Below are 21,746 nucleotides of genomic sequence, written 5' to 3'. Positions count from 1 at the left end.
CTTCACAGGTCGATTTCATGTTTTGCAGGGGAATGGCCGCGCGCCTCGCGTGCGCGGCAGCGTGTCTGATTGCAGCATCGGCGCTTGCACCGGCTCACGCCCAGACTTTAACGATGCGAAGCGCGCTGTCGCGCGCGCTGGCGGCGAGCCCGCGCCTGACGGCAGCCGAGCGCGACGTCGGCATCGCCACCGGCCAGCGTATCCAGGCGGGCGCCCTGCTCAATCCGGAACTGTCCTACGAACAGGACGATTCATTCGGCTCCGGCAGATATCGCGGAACGCGCTCGGCGGAGACCACGCTCCAGATCAGCCAGGCCTTCGAGCTGTTCGGCAAGCGCGAGGCGCGGATTGCCGCAGGCGCAGCCGGCGTCGAGGTCGCCGCGATCCAGCGCAAGGCGATCAGGCTGGAGGTGCTGTCGGAGACCGCGATCGCCTTTCTCAGCGTGCTCGGCGCGCAGCGGCGCATCCAGATCCTCGACGAGCAGATCGCCGCGATCGACCGCCTGACGCCGCTTCTGCGCCGCCGTGTCGAGGCCGGTGCCTCCTCGCCGGCGGAGACCGGCCGCGCCGAGGTCGCCTCCGCCCTGGTGAAGGCGGACCGCGAGCGCTTCAAGGCGACGCTGGCGAGCGCCCGGCGCGAGCTTGCGGTGCTGATGGGCGATCCCGCCGCCAAATTCGGCGAGGTGTCCGGCCGGCTCGACACCACCGGGCGGCCGCCGGCGTTCCAGGCCGTGGTTGCCGCCATCGACGCCAATCCGCAGCTGGTGCGCTGGACCGCAGTCTACGCCCAGCGTAATGCCGAGCTGCTACTGGCGCGGCTCAGGCCCTATCCGGACGTGCGGATCGCGGCTGGCTGGCGCCACTTCAACGAAACGGGCGACGATGCGGCGCGGCTGACCGTCTCCGTGCCGATCCCCGTCTTCGACCAGAACCAGGGTAACATCCTCTCGGCCCAGGAAAGCCTCGCCAAGACCAAAGCCGAGCGCGAGGCCAACCGCAACGCGCTGATCGTGATCGCCGGCCGCGCCTATGACTCGCTGCAGGGATCGCTGCGCGAGCTCGCGGTGCTGCGCGAGACCGCAATTCCCAAGGCCGTCGAAGCGTCCGAGGCGATTTCGCAAGGCTATGGCCAGGGCCGCTTCACCCTGCTCGAAGTGCTCGACGCCCAGGCCAGCGTCACCCAGGCGCGGCTGCGCGAGCAGGAGGCGCTGCAGAATTTCCACGCCGGCGTGGCCATCATCGAAGGCCTTGTCGGCAATCCCTTTACGCTGGCCCGGGAGAGCGCGCGATGAAGACGTCCTCCACCATCCTTGTAGCCATCGTCGCCGCCGCGCTAGGCGCTTACGGCTATTCCCTGCTCGCAGCAGACAAGCTCGCGCACACCGAGCACGGCGAACACGCCGAGCATTCCGAACATAAGAAGCCGAACGATCGCGTCGAGCAGGACGAGCACGGCGCCGACCGCATCCGCATCTCCGACGTCAAGCTGGCGGCCGCGGGCGTCACGCTGGCGGAAGCCGCGAGCGCCACGTTGACCGACACGCTCGCCTTCAACGGCATCCTGCGCGCCAACCAGGAAGCCGTGGTCCAGGTGACGCCGCGCTTTCCGGGCCTCGCCAAATCCATCCAGAAGCGGATCGGCGACAAGGTCGGCAAGGACGACCTGCTCGCCGCGATCGAGAGCAACCAGAGCCTCACCGTCTACGAGCTGAAGGCGCCGATTGCCGGCACCATCATCGAGCGGCAGATCTCGCTCGGCGAATACGCCTCCGAGCAGAAGCCGGCCTTCGTGGTCGCCGACCTCTCCACGATCTGGGTCGACCTGTCGATCTACCGCCAGGACCTCCGCCGCGTCCGCCTCAACGACGAGGTCCTGATCGATCCCGACGACGGCCGCGGCGAGATCAAGGGCACGATCTCCTACATGGCACCGATCGGCTCGAGCGAGACCCAGACCGCGCTGGCGCGCGTGGTGCTGCCAAATCCGGACGGACGGCTGCGGCCCGGCCTGTTCGTCACGGCGCGGCTGATCCTCGCAGCGCGCAATGTCGCGGTTGCCGTGCGCCGCAGCGCGATCCAGACGCTGGAGAACAAGACCATCGTGTTCGTGCGCGAGGACGGCGACAAGATCGAGGCGCGCCCGGTCGAAACAGGCGATTCCGATCCGCGCCATGTCGAGATCAAGGCCGGGCTTTCGGCCGGCGAGCATTACGTCGCGGAGAACAGCTTCGTCGTGAAGGCGGAGATGGGCAAGGGTGAGGCCGAGCATGATTGAGCGTCTCATCGCCGTCTCGCTGCAGCAGCGCTGGCTGGTCCTCGTCCTCGCGCTCGGCGCCGTCGCCTTTGGCGCCTGGAATTTCCAGCGCCTGCCGATCGACGCCGTGCCTGATATCACCAACGTCCAGGTCCAGATCAACACCCGCGCTCCCGGCTATTCGCCGCTCGAGACCGAGCAACGCATCACCTTCCCGGTCGAGACTGCGATGGGCGGCTTGCCAAAGCTCGACTACACCCGCTCGCTGTCGCGCTACGGCCTCAGCCAGGTCACGGTCGTCTTCAAGGACGGCACCGACATCTACTTCGCCCGGCAGCTCGTCGGCGAGCGCATCCAGCAGGTGAAAGACCAGCTGCCGGCGGGTGTCGAGGTCGCGATGAGTCCCATCTCGACCGGCCTCGGCGAAATCTTCATGTACACCGTCGAGGCCAAGGCGGGCGCGAAGACGCAGGGCGACCGCGACTATTCGCTGACCGACTTGCGCACCGTGCAGGACTGGATCATCCGACCGCAGCTTCGCAACGTGCCGGGCGTGATCGAAGTCAACACGATCGGCGGCTTCGAGCGGCAATTCCACGTGCTGCCGGATCCCGGCAAGCTGATGGCCTACCGGCTCGGCTTCCGCGACGTGATGACCGCGCTCGCCGCCAACAACGCCAATGTCGGGGCCGGCTATATCGAGCGCAACGGCGAGCAATATTTGGTTCGCTCGCCGGGCCAGGTCGGCACTGTCAGCGAAATCCAGGACATCGTCATCGGCTCGCGCGGCGGCAATCCGGTCAGGATCAGGGACGTCGCTGCTGTCACCGAGGGGCGCGATTTGCGCACGGGCGCTGCGACCTGGAACGGCGAGGAGACCGTGCTCGGCACCGCCATGCTGCTGATCGGCGAGAACAGCCGGACCGTGGCCCGCCGCGTCGCAGCCCGTCTGGAGGACATCGCCAAATCGCTGCCCGAGGGCGTCGTGACGCGGACCGTCTACGACCGCACCGATCTCGTCGAAGCCACCATCCGCACCGTCAGGAACAACCTGCTGGAAGGCGCGGCGCTGGTGGTCGCCGTGCTGTTCCTGATCCTCGGCAACTTCCGCGCCGCGCTGGTCACGGCCTGCGTCATTCCGCTGTCCATGGCGTTGACGATCACCGGCATGGTCGAGACCAAGGTCAGCGCCAACCTGATGAGCTTGGGGGCGATCGACTTCGGCATCATCGTCGACGGCGCCGTGATCATCGTCGAGAACTGCCTGCGCATGCTGGCGGTGGCTCAGCGCGAGAAAGGCGGGCTGCTGACGACGCCCGAACGGCTGCGCGCGATCCTGCGCGGGTCGAGCGAGGTGATCAAGCCGAGCCTGTTCGGAACGCTGATCATCGCCGTGGTCTATTTGCCCGTGCTGACGCTGACCGGCGTCGAGGGCAAGATGTTCACGCCGATGGCGCTGACGGTGCTGATGGCGCTGGGCGCGGCCGTGCTGTTCTCCATCACCTTCGTGCCGGCGGCCGTCGCCATCTTCGTCACCGGCAAGGTGTCCGAGCACGAAAACCTGTTCATGCGCGCGGCGAAGCGCGCCTACGTCCCCCTGCTCCGCTTTGCCATCGATAACCGGCTCGCCGTCGCCCTTTCCGCCGTGCTCATCGTGACCGCGAGCGGCATCGCCGCCTCGCGCATGGGCGGCGAGTTCATTCCGAGTCTCGACGAAGGCGACGTCGCGCTGGCCTCGATCCGGATTCCAGGTACCAGCCTCACGCAGTCGCTGGACCTGCAGAAGGCGCTGGAAAAGCGCATCATGCAGATTCCGGAGGTGAAGGAGTTCTTCACCCGCATCGGCACCGCGGAGATCGCCACCGACCCGATGTCGCCGGCGCAGACCGATGGCTACGTCATGCTGAAGCCGCGCGCCGAATGGCCCGATCCGGGCAAGTCGAAATCGGAGGTGGTCGAGGCCATCGAGCATGCTGCAGACGAGATTCCCGGCAGCGCCTACGAAATCTCCCAGCCGATCCAGTTCCGCGTCAACGAGCTGATCTCCGGCGTCCGCACCGATGTCGGCGTCAAGATCTTCGGCGACGATCTCGACATCCTGCAAGGCGCCGCCAAGCAGGTGGAGGCCGCGATCCGCGGCATCCGCGGCGCCAGCGACGTCAAGATCGAGCAGGTCTCGGGCTTGCCGATCCTCACCGTGCGCCTCGATCGCCAGGCGCTTGCCCGCTACGGCCTCAGCGTCGCCGAGGTGCAGGGCATCGTCGAGATCGCGGTCGGCGGCAAGTCGGCCGGCAAGCTGTTCGAAGGCGATCGCCGCTTCGACATCGTGGTGCGCCTGCCGGAGCACCTGCGCGGCAATCTCGAGGCGATCCGGGCGATCCCGATCCCGCTGCCGCCCGCCGAGGAGGCGGTAACCGGCAGCGCCGTTCGAACGGCGCTGGCCAGCTCGCCCCTCACCCAGATGCGCTATGTGCCGCTGTCATCGGTCGCCACCGTCGATGCGACGCCGGGGCCGAACCAGATCAGCCGCGAGAACGGCAAGCGGCGCATCGTCGTCACGGCCAATGTCCGCGCGCGCGACCTCGGCTCTTTCGTCGCGGAGGCCGAGGCCGCGGTGGCCGAGAAGGTCAAGCTACCGCCGGGTTACTGGATCGGCTGGGGCGGCCAGTTCGAGCAGCTGGTCTCGGCCACCAAGCGCCTGACGATCGTGGTGCCGGTGGCGCTGCTGCTGGTGTTCCTGCTCCTGTTCATGGGCATGGGATCGGCGGCGGATGCGGCGCTGGTGTTCTCCGGCGTGCCGCTGGCGCTGACCGGCGGCGTCGCGGCGCTGCTGCTGCGCGACATTCCGCTATCCATCAGCGCCGGCGTCGGCTTCATCGCGCTATCCGGCGTTGCCGTTCTCAATGGCCTCGTCATCATCGCCTTCATCGAGCGTCTGCGCAGCGAGGGACGCTCGGTCGCGGAGGCCGTGCGCGAAGGCGCGCTGACACGGCTGCGCCCGGTGTTGATGACGGCGCTCGTCGCCTCGCTCGGCTTCGTGCCGATGGCGCTCGCCACCGGCGCCGGGGCCGAGGTGCAGCGGCCGCTCGCAACCGTGGTGATCGGCGGCATTCTCTCCTCGACCGTCCTGACGCTGCTGGTGCTGCCGGCGCTGTACGTGCTCTTCCGCCGTGACGTGGCAGATGAAACGCCTACAATGGCCCCTGATTTGGCGGCGTCTGCGGAGCGCTAGAATTGGGCAGCCACGACCACCACGGTCATCACGACCATGATCATGCGGGCCACTCGCATGCGCATGGCCATACACACGATCATGGTCATGGACACGGCCATGTCCATGCACCCGCCAATTTCGGCAAGGCGTTCGCGCTCGGCATTACGCTCAACATCGCGCTCGTCGTCGCCGAGGCGGTTTACGGCTATGTCGGCAACTCCACCGCCCTGCTCGCCGATGCCGGCCATAATTTGTCGGACGTGCTCGGCCTCGTCATTGCCTGGGGCGCCTCGATCGCAGCCCGCCGCGCGCCCAAAGGCCGCTTTACCTACGGCTTTCGCGCCTCCACCATCCTGGCGGCGCTGGCCAATGCGGTGTTCCTGCTGGTCGCGACCGGCGCGATCGGCTGGGAGGCGATCCTGCGCCTGCGCGAGCCGGAGCCGGTCGCAGGCGTCACCGTGATGGTGGTCGCCGGCATCGGCATCCTCATCAACGGTTTCACCGCCCTGCTGTTCGCTGGCGGACGCAAGGACGACATCAACATCGAAGGCGCGTATCTGCACATGGCCGCCGACGCCGCGGTCTCGCTCGGCGTCGTGGTCTCGGCCGCGCTGATCATCTGGACCGGCTGGCTCTGGCTCGATCCCATCACCAGCCTCATGATCTGCGCCACCATCCTCTGGAGCACGACCAGCCTCTTGCGCGGCTCCATCGACATGTCGATGGCGGCCGCGCCCAAGGGTACCGACCTCGCCGCAATCAGGGTGTTCCTGCTGGCGCGACCGGGTGTGTCGGGGATTCACGATCTCCACGTCTGGCCGATCTCGACCACCGAGACGGCGCTGACCTGCCATCTCGTGATGCCCGCAGGCAGCGACGACGCATTCCTGATGCAGACGACGGAGCTCCTCAAGACATCCTTCCGCATCGGCCACACCACGCTCCAGGTCGAGACGCATCCCGACAACGGCTGCGCGCTCGCGCCGGATGATGTGGTGTGAGGCGACTCTGCCTCCGCATCGTCATTGCGAGGAGCCGTTGCGACGAAGCAATCTAGATTGTCTCCGCGGAGGGATTCTGGATTGCTTCGCTTCGCTCGCAATGACGGTGGAGAGCGCTGCGCCCTACCCCGCCTTCGCCGTCACGATCCAGATCGCGCCCTGGAGCGCCACGCTCTGCTCCTTCAGGAACGGCGCGAGCGCCTCGCGGATCGAAACCTTGGCAGCTTCATAAGTCTCGGGCGGATGGCCCTGGAGTGCGCGGCTGGCGGGACCGATCTGGAGAGAGCCGTCGACGGCGGCCTCGAGCCCGCCGCCGATAGCAATGTCCATCGCCAGATTGTGCGGCTCCATCGCGACGTCCGAGAATCCTGCGCCTTTCAGGATGCGCATGACGCGCTCTTCCGAAGCAAAGGCGAACGGGCCCGGCTCCTCCGGCCCAACCGGCGGCATCTTGGGCACGTGCTTGTAGACCGCCATCAGCGGCGTCATCGCCCACGGATTTTCCTTCGGCTCCCGCCAGCAGGCGAAGGCGAGCCGGCCGGCCGGCTTCAGCGCGCGACGCAGATTGGCGAAGGACGCGATGGGATCGGCGAAGAACATCACGCCGAAGCGTGAAGCGAGCAGATCGAAGCTCGCCGGTTCGAACGGATAAACGGTCGCATCCGCCAGCACGAAGTCGAGCGGCAGGCCCTTCGGCGCGAGCACCCGCGCCTGCGCCAGCATCGGCTCGGAGACGTCGAGGCCAAGCGCGAAGCCATCGGGCGCCACCGCCTTTGCGAAGGCAAACGTCGTCGCGCCGGAGCCGCAGCCGACATCCAGAACGCGCTCGCCCGGCTTCGGCTTGGCGCGGTCGATCAACACGTCGGCAATAGGGCCGAGCAGCTTCTCCTGCGCCGCGTGGCGATCGGCCCAGCGCTGCCCGCTCGGCCCGTTCCAATAGGCGATCTGGTCGGCGTTCTCTGCGTGCCCGGCGGGTCGTTCCATTCAAGGCTCCATCATCTATTCTTGCTCTATCATAGAAGCTTGTTCGGTCGAAAAGCGGGCGCCCTAACGTCAGGCACGTGTGAGAGCGCTTTGGAGGTCGCGCGACGGATTGCCGCGTCGGCGCGTACCGGCCCGTCCGGGCCGCGTCCGATCAGAGACTGACTTTCGGAAAACTGTCGATGTCCGCAGCACTGGACTGCACGCGTCGAACCGTCAGAACCGTCTGCTAGCAAAGAGGTTCTTCTGGACGCCATCCGGTCCCTTCGAAGGGCCAAGGCTCGCACCCTCTGCTCCCACGAGACCGACACCAGAAACGCTGTGTCGCGAAAAGCCCGGCTCGCGGCTGGATATGCACAGGCGAGCCGCACACTTTCCGCGATTGTAGCCTTCCTGCAACAGCATTCTGAATCAAACTTCGTATGTTTGTCCCGAGGAGTCGATTGTGGCTTGGCGAGGCGTCGCTTGGCCGCGGTCTGGTGGAATGGGAATGTTTGGAATGAAGCAGGTTGCGCCCGCCCTCGTGGCATTGGTGACGTTTTCCGGATCAGCATTGGCAGCCGACCTTCCGCGCAAATACGCCAAGCCACCGGCTGTCGCCGCAGCTTTCGTCAACTGGACCGGCTGCTATGTCGCGGGCGGCGGCGGCTACGGCATGTGGAATCAGGAAAATTCGACTTTTGTCGACGGTCCGCCCCGCTTTCAGAATGCCGATACGATCACCACCGGTGGCCGCGGGTACTTCGGGACGGTACAGGCGGGATGCGACTATCAGTTTGCGGCGGCCAGCGAGCGCTTCGTGATCGGCGCCTTCGGTGATTATGATTTCGCCAGTCTAACCGGGCGGCTCACTCCCTCCGGCTTCTCGATGGTTGGCGACGAGAAAATGAGCTCGGCCTGGGCGGTCGGCGGCCGGCTCGGCTGGCTGGCGACGCCTAGCCTGCTGACCTATGTCTCGGCGGGTTACACCGAAGCGACTTTCGACCGCACGAACTTCAATCTGAACTTTCCGCCCTTCGGAGTTGCGGCCGGCCTCTATCAGGACAAGCGAACCTACGATGGCTGGTTCATCGGCTCCGGCGCCGAATATGCGTTGGGCTTCCTGCCGGGTCTCTTCTGGAAAACGGAATACCGCTTCTCCGACTTCAATGTCGGCACAAATCCGATCCGGGATACGGCGAGCGGATTGCCGATCGGCTTTTCCGAGGATTCGAAGAAGTACGTCCACACTGTCCGCAGCGAGTTGGTCTACCGCTTCAATTCGAGCGGCCCCGCCGTCGATGTGACGTCTCCTGTCTATCTGAAGGCGCCTCCGGCCCCCACGCCGCTCACGAATTGGACCGGCTGCCACGTCGGCGGCGGCGGAGGCTATGGGCTCTGGAATCAGGACAACACGACCTACATCGATGGTCCCACCAGAACCCGCTTCAGCGATACAGCGACGACGGGAGGCCGCGGCTTCTTCGGGACTGTGCAGGGCGGCTGCGACTACCAGTTTGCGGCAGCGGGCGCGGCCTTCGTCGTCGGCGCATTCGGCGACTACGATATCGGCAGCCTCAAGGGCCAGCTCAGCCCGCCTCGCTTCGGGATCGTGGGCGAAGAGAAGATGAGCTCGGCCTGGGCGGGCGGCGGCCGGCTCGGCTGGCTGGCGACCCCGAGCCTCCTAACCTATTTCTCAGTCGGCTATACCGAAGCCAGCTTTGACCGTACCGATTTCACCCTCAACGCTGCGCCGTTCGGAAGACCAAGCGGCGTGTTCATGGACAAGCGTACCTACAGGGGCTGGTTCATCGGCGCCGGCGAAGAACACGCGCTGAAGATCGTGCCGGGCTTGTTCTGGAAGACCGAATATCGGTTCTCTGAATTCGACACCGCAACGAACGCCGTCCGCGACACGGCAACCGGTCTGTCGGTTGGAGCGTCGATCGATTCCGAGAAATGGGTTCATGCCGTTCGCAGCCAGCTGGTCTATCGCTTCAACTGGGGCGGCGGCCCCGTCGTGGCGAAGTACTGATCACCCCACTGCTGGTCGTCGCTAAGGCAAAGCTCCGGTTCGTCCGGGGCTTTTGCTTTCTGCATTCGGTCAATATGAAAGTCTGGAACAGAGTTACGCTTTGGGCTCCGGACCCGACGCAAGCGTCTCATCCGCGCGCATTGCGGCCGCATTGTTTCACCGAACGGCCACATCGGAATCAGATGCCAACCAGATTTCCGCGCTAGGTTCGCGCTTCCTCAAACTGGAAAAGGCATGACCATGCGCAGCTTCACGGCATCCGTCCTCGTTGCAGCTCTCTCGCTGGGAACACCTGCCCTGGTGCAGGCACAGGGCGCATCGTCGCAATCCGACACGGAGCAATCGTCCACGCAATCCAGCACTGTGATCCGGAGCATACAGGTTGTGGACGTCAAGGAACTGCAGCCGGCCGTGCGCGCGAAGGTCGATGAACTCGTGGCGCATACGAGCGAGACGGACATCCAGTCGCTTCGGCAGTCCATCGACGCCACACCGCAGGCCGCCTCCGTGCTCAAGGCCAAGGGCTTGAGCTCGGCACAAGTCGTCGCGATCAACATCGTCGACGGTGTCCTGACGATGTTCACCAAGACAGCCTGACACCCGCAGCATGATCGCTGGCTCCTCGGCCTTACGTCGAGATCGCGCTGCGAGAAAGATTGCCCTGCAGCGGACCTGCTGCAGGGTTGGCCGTGTCCGGCATGAAAGCTCTCACCGGGCCGGCAATTGCAGCCGGGTCGGGCGCGCTCGGCCCTTGCTTCGGCCCCCGCCGGGGCGCTAAAGAGGCGCCATTGGGCGGTTAGCTCAGCTGGTTAGAGCATCTCGTTTACACCGAGAGGGTCCGCGGTTCGAATCCGTGACCGCCCACCAGCCTTCGCTCGCATCGCGAGCTACGGCTCGGCAGGCCAGCACATCAAGGTCATAAGCGCGAAGCGATCGAAGGCTGCCGCGCCGAAGCCCAACGGGCGAAGGCGGGCTCGGCCAGCCAACTTCAATCCTGCGGCCGCCCCGGCAGCAGCGGCACGGCATCGATCCACACCGCTGCCGATTGGCACCAGATCTGCCTCACCGGCCGCAGCGCATCCCGCTGGCGGATCGAGCCCCAACGGATGCCCCAATCGTCGGCCTGGTCGCCCTCGCCGCTGGTGAACAGCGGGGAACCGCAATCGGCACAGAAATGCTGAAAGCGCATCCGGCCGTTGTCGCCGCGCTTGCCGTAGATTTTGGGCGAGCCACGGGTCAGGCGGACATCGGCCTTGGTGCAGATGGCCGTCACGCGGAACGGCGAGCCGGTCAGCGTCTGGCAATCGGTGCAGTGACAGACCGAGACTGCCTCCGGATCGACCTCGGCCTCGAACGCGACCTTCCCGCAATGGCATTGCCCATCGACGTGCATTGCCTCCTCCCCTTCCCCAAACAAAAACGGCGCCCGAAGGCGCCGTTTTATCATCGTTTTCGAGCTGCGATCTCAGTGAGCGGTCAGGCCGCCGGCGGCTTCATCGCCGTCCGGCTTCACCGTCACCTTAGTGTCCTCTTCCCAGACGATCGGCGTAGGCTTCTTCACCAGCGCCTTGGCGACGACGTCATCGAGGCGCGAGACCGGGATGATCTCCATGCCGCCCTTGATCGCATCGGAAATCTCCGTGAGATCCTTGGCGTTGTCCTCGGGGATCAGCACCGTCTTGATGCCGCCGCGGGCCGCAGCCAGCAGCTTCTCCTTGAGGCCGCCGATCGGCAGCACGCGGCCGCGCAGCGTGATCTCGCCGGTCATCGCGACATCATGGCGGACCGGGATGCCGGTCATGACCGAGATGATCGCGGTGGCCATCGCAACACCTGCGGACGGGCCATCCTTCGGCGTCGCCCCTTCCGGCACGTGCACGTGGATGTCGCGCTTGTCGAACAGCGGCGGCTCGACGCCGTAGTTGATCGCGCGCGAGCGGACGTAGGACGCCGCCGCGGAGATCGACTCCTTCATGACGTCGCGCAGATTGCCCGTGACCGTCATCTTGCCCTTGCCGGGCATCATGACGCCTTCGATCGTCAGCAGCTCGCCGCCGACATCGGTCCAGGCAAGGCCGGTGACGATACCGACCTGCGGCTCGCTCTCGATCTCGCCGAAGCGGTACTTCGGCACGCCGAGCAACTCTTCCAGAGTCTTCTCGGTGACCTTGACCGACTTCTTCTTGGAGATCATCAGCTCCTTCACCGCCTTGCGGGCCAGTGTAGAGAGCTCACGCTCCAGGTTACGCACGCCCGCTTCGCGGGTGTAGCGGCGGATCAGAAGCAGCAGCGCCTCGTCGTCGATCGAGAACTCCTTGGAGTCCAGGCCGTGCTTGGACACCGCGTTCGGGATCAGGTGCTTGCGCGAGATCTCGACCTTCTCGTTCTCGGTGTAGCCCGCGATCCGGATGATCTCCATGCGGTCCATCAGGGGCCCCGGAATATTGAGCGTATTCGCGGTGGTGATGAACATCACGTTGGACAGATCGTAGTCGACCTCGAGATAGTGGTCGTTGAAGGTCCCGTTCTGCTCGGGGTCGAGAACCTCGAGCAGCGCCGAGGACGGATCGCCGCGGAAATCGGCGCCCATCTTGTCGATCTCGTCCAAGAGGAACAGCGGATTGGACGACTTCGCCTTGCGCATCGACTGGATGATCTTGCCGGGCATCGAGCCGATATAGGTGCGGCGGTGACCGCGGATCTCGGCCTCGTCGCGCACGCCGCCGAGCGAGACGCGCACGAACTCGCGCCCCGTCGCCTTCGCGATCGACTTGCCGAGCGAGGTCTTGCCGACGCCGGGAGGCCCGACCAGGCACAGGATCGGCCCCGTCAGCTTGTTGGCGCGCGACTGCACCGCGAGGTACTCGACGATACGCTCCTTGACCTTCTCCAGCCCATAGTGATCGGAGTCCAGGATGGCTTGCGCCTGCTCCAGGTCCTTCTTCACCTTGGACTTCTTGTTCCACGGGATCGACAGCAGCCAATCCAGATAGTTGCGCACGACGGTCGCTTCCGCGGACATCGGCGACATCTGGCGCAGCTTCTTCAATTCATGCTGCGCCTTCTCGCGCGCTTCCTTGGAGAGCTTGGTCTTCGAGATCTTCTCTTCGAGATCGGCGAGCTCGTCGCGACCGTCGTCGTCGCCGAGTTCCTTCTGGATCGCCTTCATCTGCTCGTTGAGATAGTACTCGCGCTGGGTCTTCTCCATCTGGCGCTTGACGCGGGACCGGATGCGCTTTTCGACCTGCAGCACCGAGATCTCGCTCTCCATCAGACCCAGCACCTTCTCCAGGCGCGTGGTGACCGACAGCGTCTCCAGTATGCCCTGGCGATCTGCGATCTTGACCGCGAGATGCGAGGCGACCGTATCGGCGAGCTTGGCGAAATCGGTGATCGCCTGCACGACGCCGACGACCTCGGCCGAGATCTTCTTGTTGAGCTTCACATAGCTCTCGAAGTCGGACACGACCGAGCGCGCCAACGCTTCCGCCTCGACCGATTTCGCGTCGGTGTCCGCAAGCGCGACGGCGGTCGCCTCATAATAGTCGGCGCGGTCGGTGTACTTCGCCACGCGCGCACGCTCGAGCCCTTCGACCAGCACCTTCACGGTGCCATCGGGAAGCTTCAGGAGCTGCAGCACGCTGGCAAGCGTACCGGTCTCGTAAATCGCATCGGGCGCCGGATCATCGTCGGACGCGTTCTTCTGCGTCGCGAGCATGATCAGCGCGTCGTTCTTCATCACCTCTTCGAGTGCGCGGATCGACTTCTCGCGACCGACGAAGAGCGGAACGATCATGTGCGGGAAGACGACGATGTCGCGCAGCGGCAGCACGGGATAGGCGTGTGCTTCGCCATGAACGATTGTTGGCCGGGGTTTTGGATTGGTCATGGCCTTTTCCTTTTGCTTTGCCCCCTTGCACGCAGCCCGCGATCATGCGCAACCGCCACAAGGTGCCGAGGTGATCCGCAGAACCGGTCGGTCCTCTACAAGTCGGACCGGCTCGCCGGAACGGAACTGAGGCGAATCTTGAAGAGAATTTTCGCTCGCCGCCGACATTAGGTGGCTATCGACCCGGGGGGTGTCAAGTCATTGAAAAACGCGCGCCATCAGGCGCTTACGCAACGCGGCAAGCGACGCAACACCAGCTGCGGAACCACGGCTCCGCAGCCAACTCGAGGAGACGATTGGAGCTTTCCAGCGCCGTCAGATCAGGCGCTGGCGTTCTCGACGGCACGATCGGACCGATCGGCATAGATGTAGAGCGGACGCGCCGTGCCTTCCACGACTTCGCGGGAAATCACGACTTCTTCCACACCTTCCAGGCCCGGCAGGTCGAACATGGTCTCGAGCAGGATCGCCTCGAGGATCGAACGCAGGCCTCGCGCGCCGGTCTTGCGCTCGATCGCCTTGCGGGCGACCGCGCCAAGCGCCTCGTCGGCGAAGGTCAGCTCGATGTTCTCCATCTCGAACAGCCGCTGGTACTGTTTCACCAGCGCGTTCTTCGGCTCCGTCAGGATCTTCTTCAGCGAGGTCTCGTCGAGATCCTCGAGCGTCGCCACGACCGGCAGACGACCGACGAACTCGGGGATGAGGCCGTACTTCAGGAGGTCCTCAGGCTCGACGTGACGGAAGATCTCGCCGGTCCGGCGATCCTCCGGCGCGAGCACCTGGGCGCCGAAGCCGATCGAGGTCGACCGACCGCGCGCCGAGATGATCTTCTCGAGGCCGGCAAAGGCGCCGCCGCAGATGAACAGGATGTTGGTGGTATCCACCTGCAGGAACTCCTGCTGCGGATGCTTGCGGCCGCCCTGCGGCGGGACCGAAGCCACCGTGCCTTCCATGATCTTGAGCAGCGCCTGCTGCACGCCCTCACCCGACACGTCGCGCGTGATCGAGGGGTTGTCGGACTTGCGGCTGATCTTGTCGATTTCGTCGATGTAGACGATGCCGCGCTGGGCGCGCTCGACGTTGTAGTCGGCGGCCTGGAGCAGCTTCAGGATGATGTTCTCGACGTCCTCGCCGACATAGCCGGCTTCGGTCAGCGTCGTCGCATCGGCCATCGTGAACGGCACGTCCAGGATGCGGGCGAGCGTCTGCGCGAGCAGCGTCTTGCCCGAGCCGGTCGGACCGATCAGCAGGATGTTCGACTTCGCGAGCTCGACGTCGTTGTGCTTGGTCTGATGGTTGAGGCGCTTGTAGTGGTTGTGCACCGCGACCGACAGGACCTTCTTCGCATGGCTCTGGCCGATGACGTAATCGTCCAGCACCTTGCAGATTTCCTTCGGCGTCGGAATACCGTCGCGCGACTTGACCAGCGAGGATTTGTTCTCCTCGCGGATGATGTCCATGCAGAGCTCGACGCACTCGTCGCAGATGAAGACCGTGGGACCCGCGATCAGTTTGCGGACTTCGTGCTGGCTCTTGCCGCAGAACGAGCAATATAGCGTGTTCTTGGAGTCGCTCGTGCCGACCTTACTCATTCATGTCTCCGTCCGCGGTTCGATCCCGTTCCGCTCGATCGCTCCATTCCGACACGATGGTCGGCATGAAGCTTAAGTAGAGCAAATTCCGTACCAAAAAAGACCCTACGCTTTACTACATTCCGTGCGAATCACGGTGGTTCGATTCTCCCGCGATCATAGCCGATCAATCGTAGCCAACCATGCTGTCACCCGACTATCAAGAATTCGCTAATCGGGGGTCGCCGGCTACCCGTGACAATACCGTGATTTCCGGTCTTGGCACGGGCGAAGTGATGGAAAACACCCCGGCGTTGCTGGATTGCCACGAAAAACAAGCACGAAAGCGGAACTTTCTGCTTGTCGCAGGGCGCAAAACCGCGTTTTGCGCCGCGCGCACGCGCACCTAACGTGAACGCTGCCCTGACGGGTCCACGGCAAACCGAGGGCTCGCCGTGACGCCTCAGTAGTGCTACGGGGCCTTCGCCGGCGCCGGCTCCTCGGCGCGCTTGTCGATCACCTTGTCGACCAGGCCGAACTCCTTGGCGTCGTTCGCAGTGAGGAACTTATCGCGTTCCAGCGCATCCTCGATCGACTTGTAGGTCTGGCCGGTGTGCTTGACGTAGATCTCGTTGAGCCGCTTCTTCAGGTTCAGGATCTCCTGGGCGTGCAGCATGATGTCGGTTGCCTGGCCCTGGAAGCCGCCGGAGGGCTGGTGCACCATGATGCGCGCGTTCGGCAGCGAGAAGCGCATGTCCTTCTCGCCGGCGCAAAGCAGCAGCGAGCCCATCGAAGCCGCCTGACCGGTGCACAGGGTCGAGACCGGCGGGCGGATGAACTGCATGGTGTCGTAGATCGCAAGGCCCGACGTCACCACGCCGCCCGGCGAGTTGATGTACATCGAGATTTCCTTCTTCGGATTTTCCGCCTCGAGGAACAAGAGCTGCGCGACGATCAGCGTCGACATGCCATCCTCGACCGGGCCGGTCACGAAGATGATGCGCTCCTTCAAGAGGCGCGAGAAAATGTCGTAGGCGCGCTCGCCACGGTTGGTCTGCTCGACCACCATGGGCACGAGGTTCATGTAGGTTTCAACCGGATCGCGCATGAGTCACCTAGGGTTTCGGAGACGGACATCGCCGGGCAGGCTTGCCAGCTTGGCTGGATTTGCCGGAAGGCGAATGGACGTCCTGTGATGCAGGAACTTGGGTAAGAAGCAGAAAGGCGTAGCGACAGATATAGCCCATTTCGCTTCTGACAAGTGCGCAGCGCATTAAGGCTTAATCCGTGGCGGCAGTTGAAGCTGATTCGCACAAAGAGGCCCAGCCGGCCACCTGGCTAGCTGGGCCTCTTCGCTCATCATCCTTAATAGCGGGCTATCTCAAACCCTTCAGGCCGCGGTCTTTTCCAAGTCGTCGTCCTTGTAGAGGTCCTCGCGCGAAACCTTCTTCTCGGTCACGTTGGCGAGCTCGAGGATGAAGTCGACCACCTTGTCCTCGTAGATCGGTGCACGAAGCTGGGCCAACGCCTGGGCGTTGTTGCGGTAGAAGTCCCAGACCTCCTTTTCGCGGCCGGGCATCGAGCGCGCGCGCTCGATCACGGCGCGGCCGACCTCGTCGTCGGTCACCGTGATCTTGTTCTTCTCGCCGATCTCGGAGAGCACGAGGCCAAGCCGCACGCGGCGATCGGCGATCTTGCGATACTCCTCCTTTGCCTTGTCCTCGGTGGTGTCCTCGTCGGCAAAGGTCTTGCCGGCGGAGTCCATCTCGGCCTTGACCGAGTTCCACATCAGGCTGAACTCCTCGTCCACCAGCGAGGGCGGCGCCTCGAAGCGATGCGCCTCGTCGAGGCGGTCGAGCAGCGCGCGCTTGACGCGCTGGCGCGTGGCGGTGGCGAACTCGGCGGTCAGGCGCTCGCGCGCGGCCTCTTTGAGCTTGTCCAGCGATTCCAGGCCGAGCGACTTGGCGAACTCGTCGTCGATCGCAAGGTCCTGCGGCGCCTCGATCAGGGTCGCGGTGGTCTCGAACTCCGCCGGCTGGCCGGCGAGCTTGTCGTTCATGTAGTTCTTCGGGAACGACACCTTCAGCGTGCGCGTCTCACCCGCGCCGATGCCGATGAGCTGCTCCTCGAAGCCCGGAATGAAGGTGTTGGAGCCGATCAGGACCTGGATGCCCTCGCCGGTGCCGCCTTCGAAGATTTCGCCGTTGATGCGGCCCGTGAAGTTGATGGTAACGCGGTCGCCCGACTCAGCCTTGGTGCCCTCGCCCTTGGCGGCATAGGTGCGGTTGGAATCGGCGATGCGCTTGATCGCCTCGTCGACATCGGCGTCGGTGACATCAGCAACTGGCTTCTCGACCTGGAAGCTCTTGAAGTCGGCGAGCGCGATCGCCGGCACTACTTCGATGGCGACCGTGTAGGTCAAATCCGTCTTGCCGCTCAGCAGCTCCTCGACCTCGGCCTGTTCGCTCGGCATGGTGATTTTCGGCTCGGTCGCAAGGCGAAAGCCGCGCTCGGAGAACAGCTGCGTGTTGGTGTCGCGGATGGTCTGGTCGATGGTCTCGGCCATGACCGAGCGACCATAGACCTTCTTCAGATGCGAGACCGGCACCTTGCCCGGACGGAAGCCGTTGATACGGACCTTGTCCTTGAGGTCGACGAGCTTGGCGCCGGCCTTGGCGTCGAGATCAGACGCGGGAACGCTGATCTTGAACTCGTGCTTCAAACCTTCCGAGAGGGTTTCTGTGACCTGCATGGCGTCCAATCTTCTTTTCGTTCGGCCCCGGCACGTCGCGCGCCGGGACGCTGTCGTTAATCGATCCGGCGCGAGGCAAACGCCTTCACGCCGGTGGTTCATCGGACCCGCTCCAGGCGGATGATCATCCGCGCGGAAGCAGGCCTCGTAATCCGTGCAAACGCGATAAGCGCTTGGTGCGGGCGGAGGGACTCGAACCCCCACAACTTTCGTCACTGGAACCTAAATCCAGCGCGTCTACCAGTTCCGCCACGCCCGCGTGAATTCGCATCAAGACCGGCCGCGATGCCGCGGGCGGCCGGGCTTATAGCATGTGCCTGACTGTTCGCAGCAAAAAAATGGCCTGATGGAGGCAAGCTTCAAGTAGGCACTGCGGCTGGACTTATCCAGCACGGCGTGGTCCGGATCGTGCCATGACAACGCGGATCCATGCTCCCCATCGGCGCGAGGTTTTGGCCGGCTTAGGGGCCTCGGCAGCCGGGCTGATCGTGGGCGGTGCAGGCCCATCCGTCACGGCCCAGCTCGCGCTGCAGGCGAGACCGGCAACGCTGGCTTTGAGACCGGGTCAGCCGGCTACACCAATCTGGGAGCTGGCCGCCGTAAGCCACCTCAGAGACGTGCGTCTCAAGCGTTTCGACCGCTGCCAGGTGGTCTTCAGCAACAACCTCCCTGTGCCGATTGCGCCAGTCTGGTACAGCCTCCACGCGCCGATGGCCGCCGACCCGCTTCGCGGCCGCGCCCCGGCAGCGCCGGATGCGACAGAAACATCAATTATTTCAGTGCCTAATGCAGGCACCCTGCTGGCCGACTTCCGCCTCTTCGAGCACCGCCTGCAGCAGCCCGCACGCGCGCTTCCGATCATCGTGGCCGAAACCGGCCCGGTCGCCGTCGATCGTGATGAGCTCCTGCTGATGCAGGAATGGCGCCTGCGGCCGGATGGCACCGCGGTCCCGCCGGGCCAGGACCCGAAGGACACGACGCCGCTTTACACAATCAACGGCAAGACTTCATTCGAACTCTCAGCTTCGGCGGGCGAGCGGCTGCGGCTACGCTTCATCAACGGCTCGCAACGCTCTGTTCTCGCAATCAAATTGGAAAACCACGAAGTCCGCGTGATGGCCCTCGACGGCCAGCCGGCCGAGCCGTTCCCCGCGCGCAACGGCGCGTTGGTGCTGGCCCCGGGTGCGCGGGCCGACGCCTTCGTGGATGCGGCCAGTTCGGCCCCGTTTATGCTGCATGACGGCAAGGCGGTGCGCCAGGTCGGACACCTGACTGTCTCCGGGAAGCTGGAGCGCGCTCCGCTGCCGCCGCCCCAACCGCTCCCGCCGAATGATCTGCCCGAGAAGCTCGAGCTGAGAGGCGCCCTGCGGTTCGATGTCGCGCTCGGTACGGCCGATGCCGGCTGGGCACGGCCCGCGACCTTCTCCACCGCCTCCGCCCCTGCCTTCCGCGCCAAGACCGGCCGCACCGTGGTCCTGGCGCTGCAGAACCCCGCCCCGGTCACCACCGTGTTTCACCTGCACGGCCACCATTTCCGGCTGCTCGACAAGCTCGACGACGGCTGGAAGCCCTATTGGCTCGACACGCTCGCGATCGAGCCTGGCCAGACCCAGCGCATCGCGTTCGCCGCGACCTCGCCCGGACGCTGGCTGATCGAATCCGTCGTGACCGACTGGGCCACGCCGCGGCTGGTGCGCTGGTACGGGGTGGAGTGAACGTTCAGTATTCGATGCCCAGCGCGTCATAGATCCGCCGGTGCACGGCCGACAGCGTCTCGGTCAGATCCTCCGCGATCAGGCCCGGCCCAGCTTCGCTTCCCGCCTCGCCATGCATCCAGACGCCGATGCTGGCGGCCTCGAACGCCGGCACGCCTTGCGCCAGGAGCCCGGCGATGATCCCGGACAGCACGTCGCCGGCGCCGGCCGTGGCGAGCCAGGGCGGCGCATTGGCGGCGATGGTGGCGCGGCCGTCGGGGGCGGCGATTGTGGTGTCCGGGCCCTTCAGCAGCACGACGGCGCCGCAGCGCTCGGCGGCGGCGCGGACGCGCTCGAGCTTGGAGCGGCCGGGATGCTTGTTGCTGAGGTCGGAGAACAGGCGCGGAAACTCGCCTTCGTGCGGGGTCAGCACCACCGCATTGTCCTGCGAGGACTTGATCGATTCGAACAGGCGCTCGGGGGTTGCGGCAAAGCTGGTCAGCGCATCCGCATCGAGCACCAGATGCCGCTGCGCGGTAAGCGCGGTGTGGACGAGATCGCAGGTGCGCTCACCGATGCCCGCACCGGGGCCGATGATGCAGGTGTTGTAGCGTTTGTCGCCGAGCAGCTCGCCGAACTCGATCGCGCTGTCGACGGGGCGAACCATCACCGCGGTGAGCGCGGCAGCATTGATTGCGAGCGCATCGCGCGGGCTCGCCAGCGTCACGAGGCCCGCGCCGGCGCGCAGCGCGCCGCGCGCGGCGAGCCGTGCCGCGCCGGTCGCGGCTGCATCGCCCGAGACCGCGAGCACGTGACCGCGCGCATATTTGTGGCCATCGATGCGCGGCACCGGAAAGGCCGCGCCCCAGAGATCCGGATCGTTCTCGAAGGTCTGCGGCGCGATCTCCTCCAGCACCTGCGCATCGATGCCGATGTCGGCAACGCGCACGCGGCCGCAATGCATGCGCCCGGGCAACAGCAGATGCGCCGGCTTCTTTCGGAAGAAGGTGACGGTCTCGGTGGCGTTCACCGCCACGCCCATCACGGCCGCGCTGGTGCCGTTGATGCCGCTCGGCAGGTCGACCGCCAGCACCGGGGCACCGTTGGCGTTGATCGCCTCGATCATGGCGCGCGCTTCGCCATCCACGGTGCGGCTGAGGCCGGCGCCGAACAGCGCATCGATGATCAGCGCAGGCCTGCCGATCGCCTGCGGGTTGAACGGCAGCACCGGGTGCTTCCAGCCGCGCGCGGCCGAGGCGGCATCGCCCTGGAGCTGGTCCCGCTCGCACATCAGGATCACCGAAACCTCGCGCCCCTGCGCGGCGAGCTCGGCCGCGGCCACGAAACCGTCCCCGCCATTGTTGCCGGGGCCGGCGACGATCAGGATCGGCCCCTCCTCCACCAGCGCATGGGCGGCCTCGGCGACCGCCTGGCCGGCGCTGAGCATCAGCTTGAAACCGGGCGTGCCGGCCGCGATGGCAAGCTGGTCGGCGCGCTGCATTTCGGCGTTGGTCAGAACTTCCATGCCACTTCCTAGTACAAACGCCTCTTGAACAGGCATCTTTTGCGCCGATCCGGCGGTGGGAACGTCGAAATGCACATATATTGAACCGTTTGCCTATTTTGCGGTCTTCGGTATTTTGTGCAGGTCGGCACCATCACTCAGAGATGCTCGTTAAAAGGCTGATAACGCTCCGATAATCAGGGCATTTGCAACTTGGCATAGACCCTGCTTTCGAGGAAGCCGCTTCGGTTCGTCGTGCTCACTGACATCTTGAAGGGCGTGGCCGGCCGTTGTTGCCGGACGGGTCAGGGATCCCGGCACAGAGAAGACAAGATCGTGCGTTGAGAAATGCGCGTCCTGACGAAGACGTTGCTATTGGATCGAAAGGCCGGGAGTCGCGCAGTGAAGAAAATCGAAGCCATCATCAAGCCATTTAAGCTCGACGAGGTGAAGGAAGCGCTTCAAGAAGTCGGTCTGCAGGGCATCACCGTCACCGAGGCCAAGGGCTTTGGCCGGCAGAAGGGTCACGCCGAACTTTACCGCGGCGCAGAATACATCGTCGACTTCCTGCCGAAGGTCAAAATCGAGATCGTGATCGGCGACGATCTGGTCGAGCGCGCCATCGACGCAATCCGCCGCGCCGCGCAGACCGGCCGCATCGGCGACGGCAAGATTTTCGTCTCCAACATCGAAGAGGCGATCCGCATCCGAACCGGCGAATCCGGGCTGGACGCTATCTGAACCGGGTGCTATCCCGCATTTTGCGACACTCTGACAAGAAATAAGGCTGCTTCGGCGGCCTGATTTCATTTGTGCGGTCGCGCGCGAGCTCGCCAAAAGCGAGAACAATCTTGCTCACCTGGAAACCGACC

The 21,746-nt window shown here is 64.9% G+C and carries 16 protein-coding genes and 2 tRNA genes; 10 read left to right on the top strand and 8 right to left on the bottom strand.

The features are described 5' to 3' along the window. The first annotated feature begins 17 nt into the window (after positions 1 to 17). The 4 genes from ihpA to I6F21_RS17320 are packed head-to-tail and all read left to right on the top strand — an operon-like array spanning position 18 to position 6,469. Positions 18 to 1,292, top strand: a complete 1,275-nt coding sequence (ihpA, locus tag I6F21_RS17335) for a divalent metal ion exporter subunit IhpA (protein ID WP_036010223.1) — start codon at positions 18 to 20, stop codon at positions 1,290 to 1,292. Next, on the top strand, positions 1,289 to 2,275 hold the full coding sequence (gene ihpB, locus I6F21_RS17330; protein WP_225125155.1) for a divalent metal ion exporter adaptor subunit IhpB: 987 nt from the start codon (positions 1,289 to 1,291) through the stop codon (positions 2,273 to 2,275). Before ihpA ends, ihpB begins: the two co-directional genes overlap by 4 nt. Further along, entirely contained in the window at positions 2,268 to 5,486 is a 3,219-nt protein-coding gene (locus I6F21_RS17325; RefSeq protein ID WP_225140068.1) for a CusA/CzcA family heavy metal efflux RND transporter, read from the top strand. Before ihpB ends, I6F21_RS17325 begins: the two co-directional genes overlap by 8 nt. 2 nt (positions 5,487 to 5,488) lie before the next feature. Further along, entirely contained in the window at positions 5,489 to 6,469 is a 981-nt protein-coding gene (locus I6F21_RS17320) for a cation diffusion facilitator family transporter (protein WP_225140069.1), read from the top strand. 123 nt (positions 6,470 to 6,592) lie between these two features. Here I6F21_RS17320 and I6F21_RS17315 read toward each other — a convergent pair whose 3' ends face one another. After that, positions 6,593 to 7,453 carry a methyltransferase domain-containing protein gene (locus I6F21_RS17315; RefSeq protein WP_225183350.1) on the bottom strand — a complete coding sequence of 287 codons (861 nt, stop codon included), beginning with the start codon at positions 7,451 to 7,453 and terminating at the stop codon, positions 6,593 to 6,595. 496 nt (positions 7,454 to 7,949) lie between these two features. On the opposite strand from I6F21_RS17315, the gene I6F21_RS17310 reads away from it, so the two are divergent. The 3 genes from I6F21_RS17310 to I6F21_RS17300 all read left to right on the top strand — a co-directional run bounded on the left by I6F21_RS17310 (position 7,950) and on the right by I6F21_RS17300 (position 10,331). Then, entirely contained in the window at positions 7,950 to 9,464 is a 1,515-nt protein-coding gene (locus tag I6F21_RS17310) for an autotransporter domain-containing protein (protein ID WP_225140071.1), read from the top strand. Positions 9,465 to 9,698: 234 nt separating this feature from the next. Continuing rightward, on the top strand, positions 9,699 to 10,061 hold the full coding sequence (locus I6F21_RS17305) for a hypothetical protein (protein ID WP_051057016.1): 363 nt from the start codon (positions 9,699 to 9,701) through the stop codon (positions 10,059 to 10,061). A gap of 193 nt (positions 10,062 to 10,254) precedes the next feature. Further along, a tRNA-Val gene (locus tag I6F21_RS17300) sits at positions 10,255 to 10,331 on the top strand. Between the two features lie 121 nt (positions 10,332 to 10,452). Here I6F21_RS17300 and I6F21_RS17295 read toward each other — a convergent pair. The 3 genes from I6F21_RS17295 to clpX form a co-directional block, all read right to left on the bottom strand. Then, complete coding sequence (locus I6F21_RS17295) at positions 10,453 to 10,857, bottom strand: GFA family protein (protein WP_036025378.1); 405 nt, start codon at positions 10,855 to 10,857, stop codon at positions 10,453 to 10,455. Between the two features lie 72 nt (positions 10,858 to 10,929). Further along, on the bottom strand, positions 10,930 to 13,353 hold the full coding sequence (gene lon, locus I6F21_RS17290; protein WP_036010279.1) for an endopeptidase La: 2,424 nt from the start codon (positions 13,351 to 13,353) through the stop codon (positions 10,930 to 10,932). A gap of 320 nt (positions 13,354 to 13,673) precedes the next feature. After that, positions 13,674 to 14,945, bottom strand: coding sequence for an ATP-dependent Clp protease ATP-binding subunit ClpX (gene clpX, locus I6F21_RS17285; protein WP_008547851.1), 1,272 nt, complete (start codon positions 14,943 to 14,945; stop codon positions 13,674 to 13,676). Between the two features lie 182 nt (positions 14,946 to 15,127). Here clpX and I6F21_RS17280 point away from each other — a divergent pair, with 182 nt between their 5' ends. Then, the gene (locus tag I6F21_RS17280) at positions 15,128 to 15,334 is read left to right on the top strand and encodes a hypothetical protein (RefSeq protein ID WP_128265601.1); all 207 of its coding nucleotides are present in this window, start codon (positions 15,128 to 15,130) and stop codon (positions 15,332 to 15,334) included. 62 nt (positions 15,335 to 15,396) lie between these two features. Here the strand turns inward: I6F21_RS17280 and I6F21_RS17275 are convergent, their stop codons facing one another. The 3 genes from I6F21_RS17275 to I6F21_RS17265 all read right to left on the bottom strand — a co-directional run bounded on the left by I6F21_RS17275 (position 15,397) and on the right by I6F21_RS17265 (position 17,935). Beyond that, a complete protein-coding gene (locus I6F21_RS17275) occupies positions 15,397 to 16,032 on the bottom strand; it encodes an ATP-dependent Clp protease proteolytic subunit (RefSeq protein ID WP_025036638.1) in 636 nt (211 codons plus the stop codon). Positions 16,033 to 16,314: 282 nt separating this feature from the next. Further along, positions 16,315 to 17,676, bottom strand: coding sequence for a trigger factor (gene tig, locus I6F21_RS17270; RefSeq protein ID WP_225183349.1), 1,362 nt, complete (start codon positions 17,674 to 17,676; stop codon positions 16,315 to 16,317). 174 nt (positions 17,677 to 17,850) lie between these two features. After that, positions 17,851 to 17,935, bottom strand: a tRNA-Leu gene (locus I6F21_RS17265). A 154-nt stretch (positions 17,936 to 18,089) separates the two neighbouring features. Between I6F21_RS17265 and I6F21_RS17260 the strand changes: the two genes are divergently transcribed. Further along, a complete protein-coding gene (locus tag I6F21_RS17260) occupies positions 18,090 to 19,391 on the top strand; it encodes a multicopper oxidase domain-containing protein (protein ID WP_225140072.1) in 1,302 nt (433 codons plus the stop codon). A 4-nt stretch (positions 19,392 to 19,395) separates the two neighbouring features. Here the strand turns inward: I6F21_RS17260 and I6F21_RS17255 are convergent, their stop codons facing one another. Further along, the gene (locus I6F21_RS17255) at positions 19,396 to 20,895 is read right to left on the bottom strand and encodes an NAD(P)H-hydrate dehydratase (protein WP_225140073.1); all 1,500 of its coding nucleotides are present in this window, start codon (positions 20,893 to 20,895) and stop codon (positions 19,396 to 19,398) included. 381 nt (positions 20,896 to 21,276) lie between these two features. Between I6F21_RS17255 and I6F21_RS17250 the strand changes: the two genes are divergently transcribed. Further along, positions 21,277 to 21,615, top strand: a complete 339-nt coding sequence (locus I6F21_RS17250; RefSeq protein ID WP_007603495.1) for a P-II family nitrogen regulator — start codon at positions 21,277 to 21,279, stop codon at positions 21,613 to 21,615. Positions 21,616 to 21,746: the final 131 nt, after the last annotated feature.

Source organism: Bradyrhizobium sp. NBAIM03 (assembly GCF_020194055.1).
Lineage (GTDB): Bacteria > Pseudomonadota > Alphaproteobacteria > Rhizobiales > Xanthobacteraceae > Bradyrhizobium > Bradyrhizobium yuanmingense.
The sequence above is the reverse complement of the archived record's forward strand: the minus strand, read 5'-3'. Positions and strand labels throughout refer to the sequence as shown.

Bases quoted from the DNA above. Each gene is read 5' to 3' on its own strand.
- ihpB (WP_225125155.1), top strand. From the start codon at position 1,289: ATGAAGACGTCCTCCACCATCCTTGTAGCCATCGTCGCCGCCGCGCTA.
- ihpA (WP_036010223.1), top strand. From the start codon at position 18: ATGTTTTGCAGGGGAATGGCCGCGCGCCTCGCGTGCGCGGCAGCGTGT.
- I6F21_RS17315 (WP_225183350.1), bottom strand. From the start codon at position 7,453: ATGGAACGACCCGCCGGGCACGCAGAGAACGCCGACCAGATCGCCTAT.
- lon (WP_036010279.1), bottom strand. From the start codon at position 13,353: ATGACCAATCCAAAACCCCGGCCAACAATCGTTCATGGCGAAGCACAC.
- I6F21_RS17260 (WP_225140072.1), top strand. From the start codon at position 18,090: ATGACAACGCGGATCCATGCTCCCCATCGGCGCGAGGTTTTGGCCGGC.
- tig (WP_225183349.1), bottom strand. From the start codon at position 17,676: ATGCAGGTCACAGAAACCCTCTCGGAAGGTTTGAAGCACGAGTTCAAG.
- I6F21_RS17310 (WP_225140071.1), top strand. From the start codon at position 7,950: ATGAAGCAGGTTGCGCCCGCCCTCGTGGCATTGGTGACGTTTTCCGGA.
- I6F21_RS17255 (WP_225140073.1), bottom strand. From the start codon at position 20,895: ATGGAAGTTCTGACCAACGCCGAAATGCAGCGCGCCGACCAGCTTGCC.
- clpX (WP_008547851.1), bottom strand. From the start codon at position 14,945: ATGAGTAAGGTCGGCACGAGCGACTCCAAGAACACGCTATATTGCTCG.
- I6F21_RS17325 (WP_225140068.1), top strand. From the start codon at position 2,268: ATGATTGAGCGTCTCATCGCCGTCTCGCTGCAGCAGCGCTGGCTGGTC.
- I6F21_RS17305 (WP_051057016.1), top strand. From the start codon at position 9,699: ATGACCATGCGCAGCTTCACGGCATCCGTCCTCGTTGCAGCTCTCTCG.
- I6F21_RS17275 (WP_025036638.1), bottom strand. From the start codon at position 16,032: ATGCGCGATCCGGTTGAAACCTACATGAACCTCGTGCCCATGGTGGTC.
- I6F21_RS17295 (WP_036025378.1), bottom strand. From the start codon at position 10,857: ATGCACGTCGATGGGCAATGCCATTGCGGGAAGGTCGCGTTCGAGGCC.
- I6F21_RS17280 (WP_128265601.1), top strand. From the start codon at position 15,128: ATGCTGTCACCCGACTATCAAGAATTCGCTAATCGGGGGTCGCCGGCT.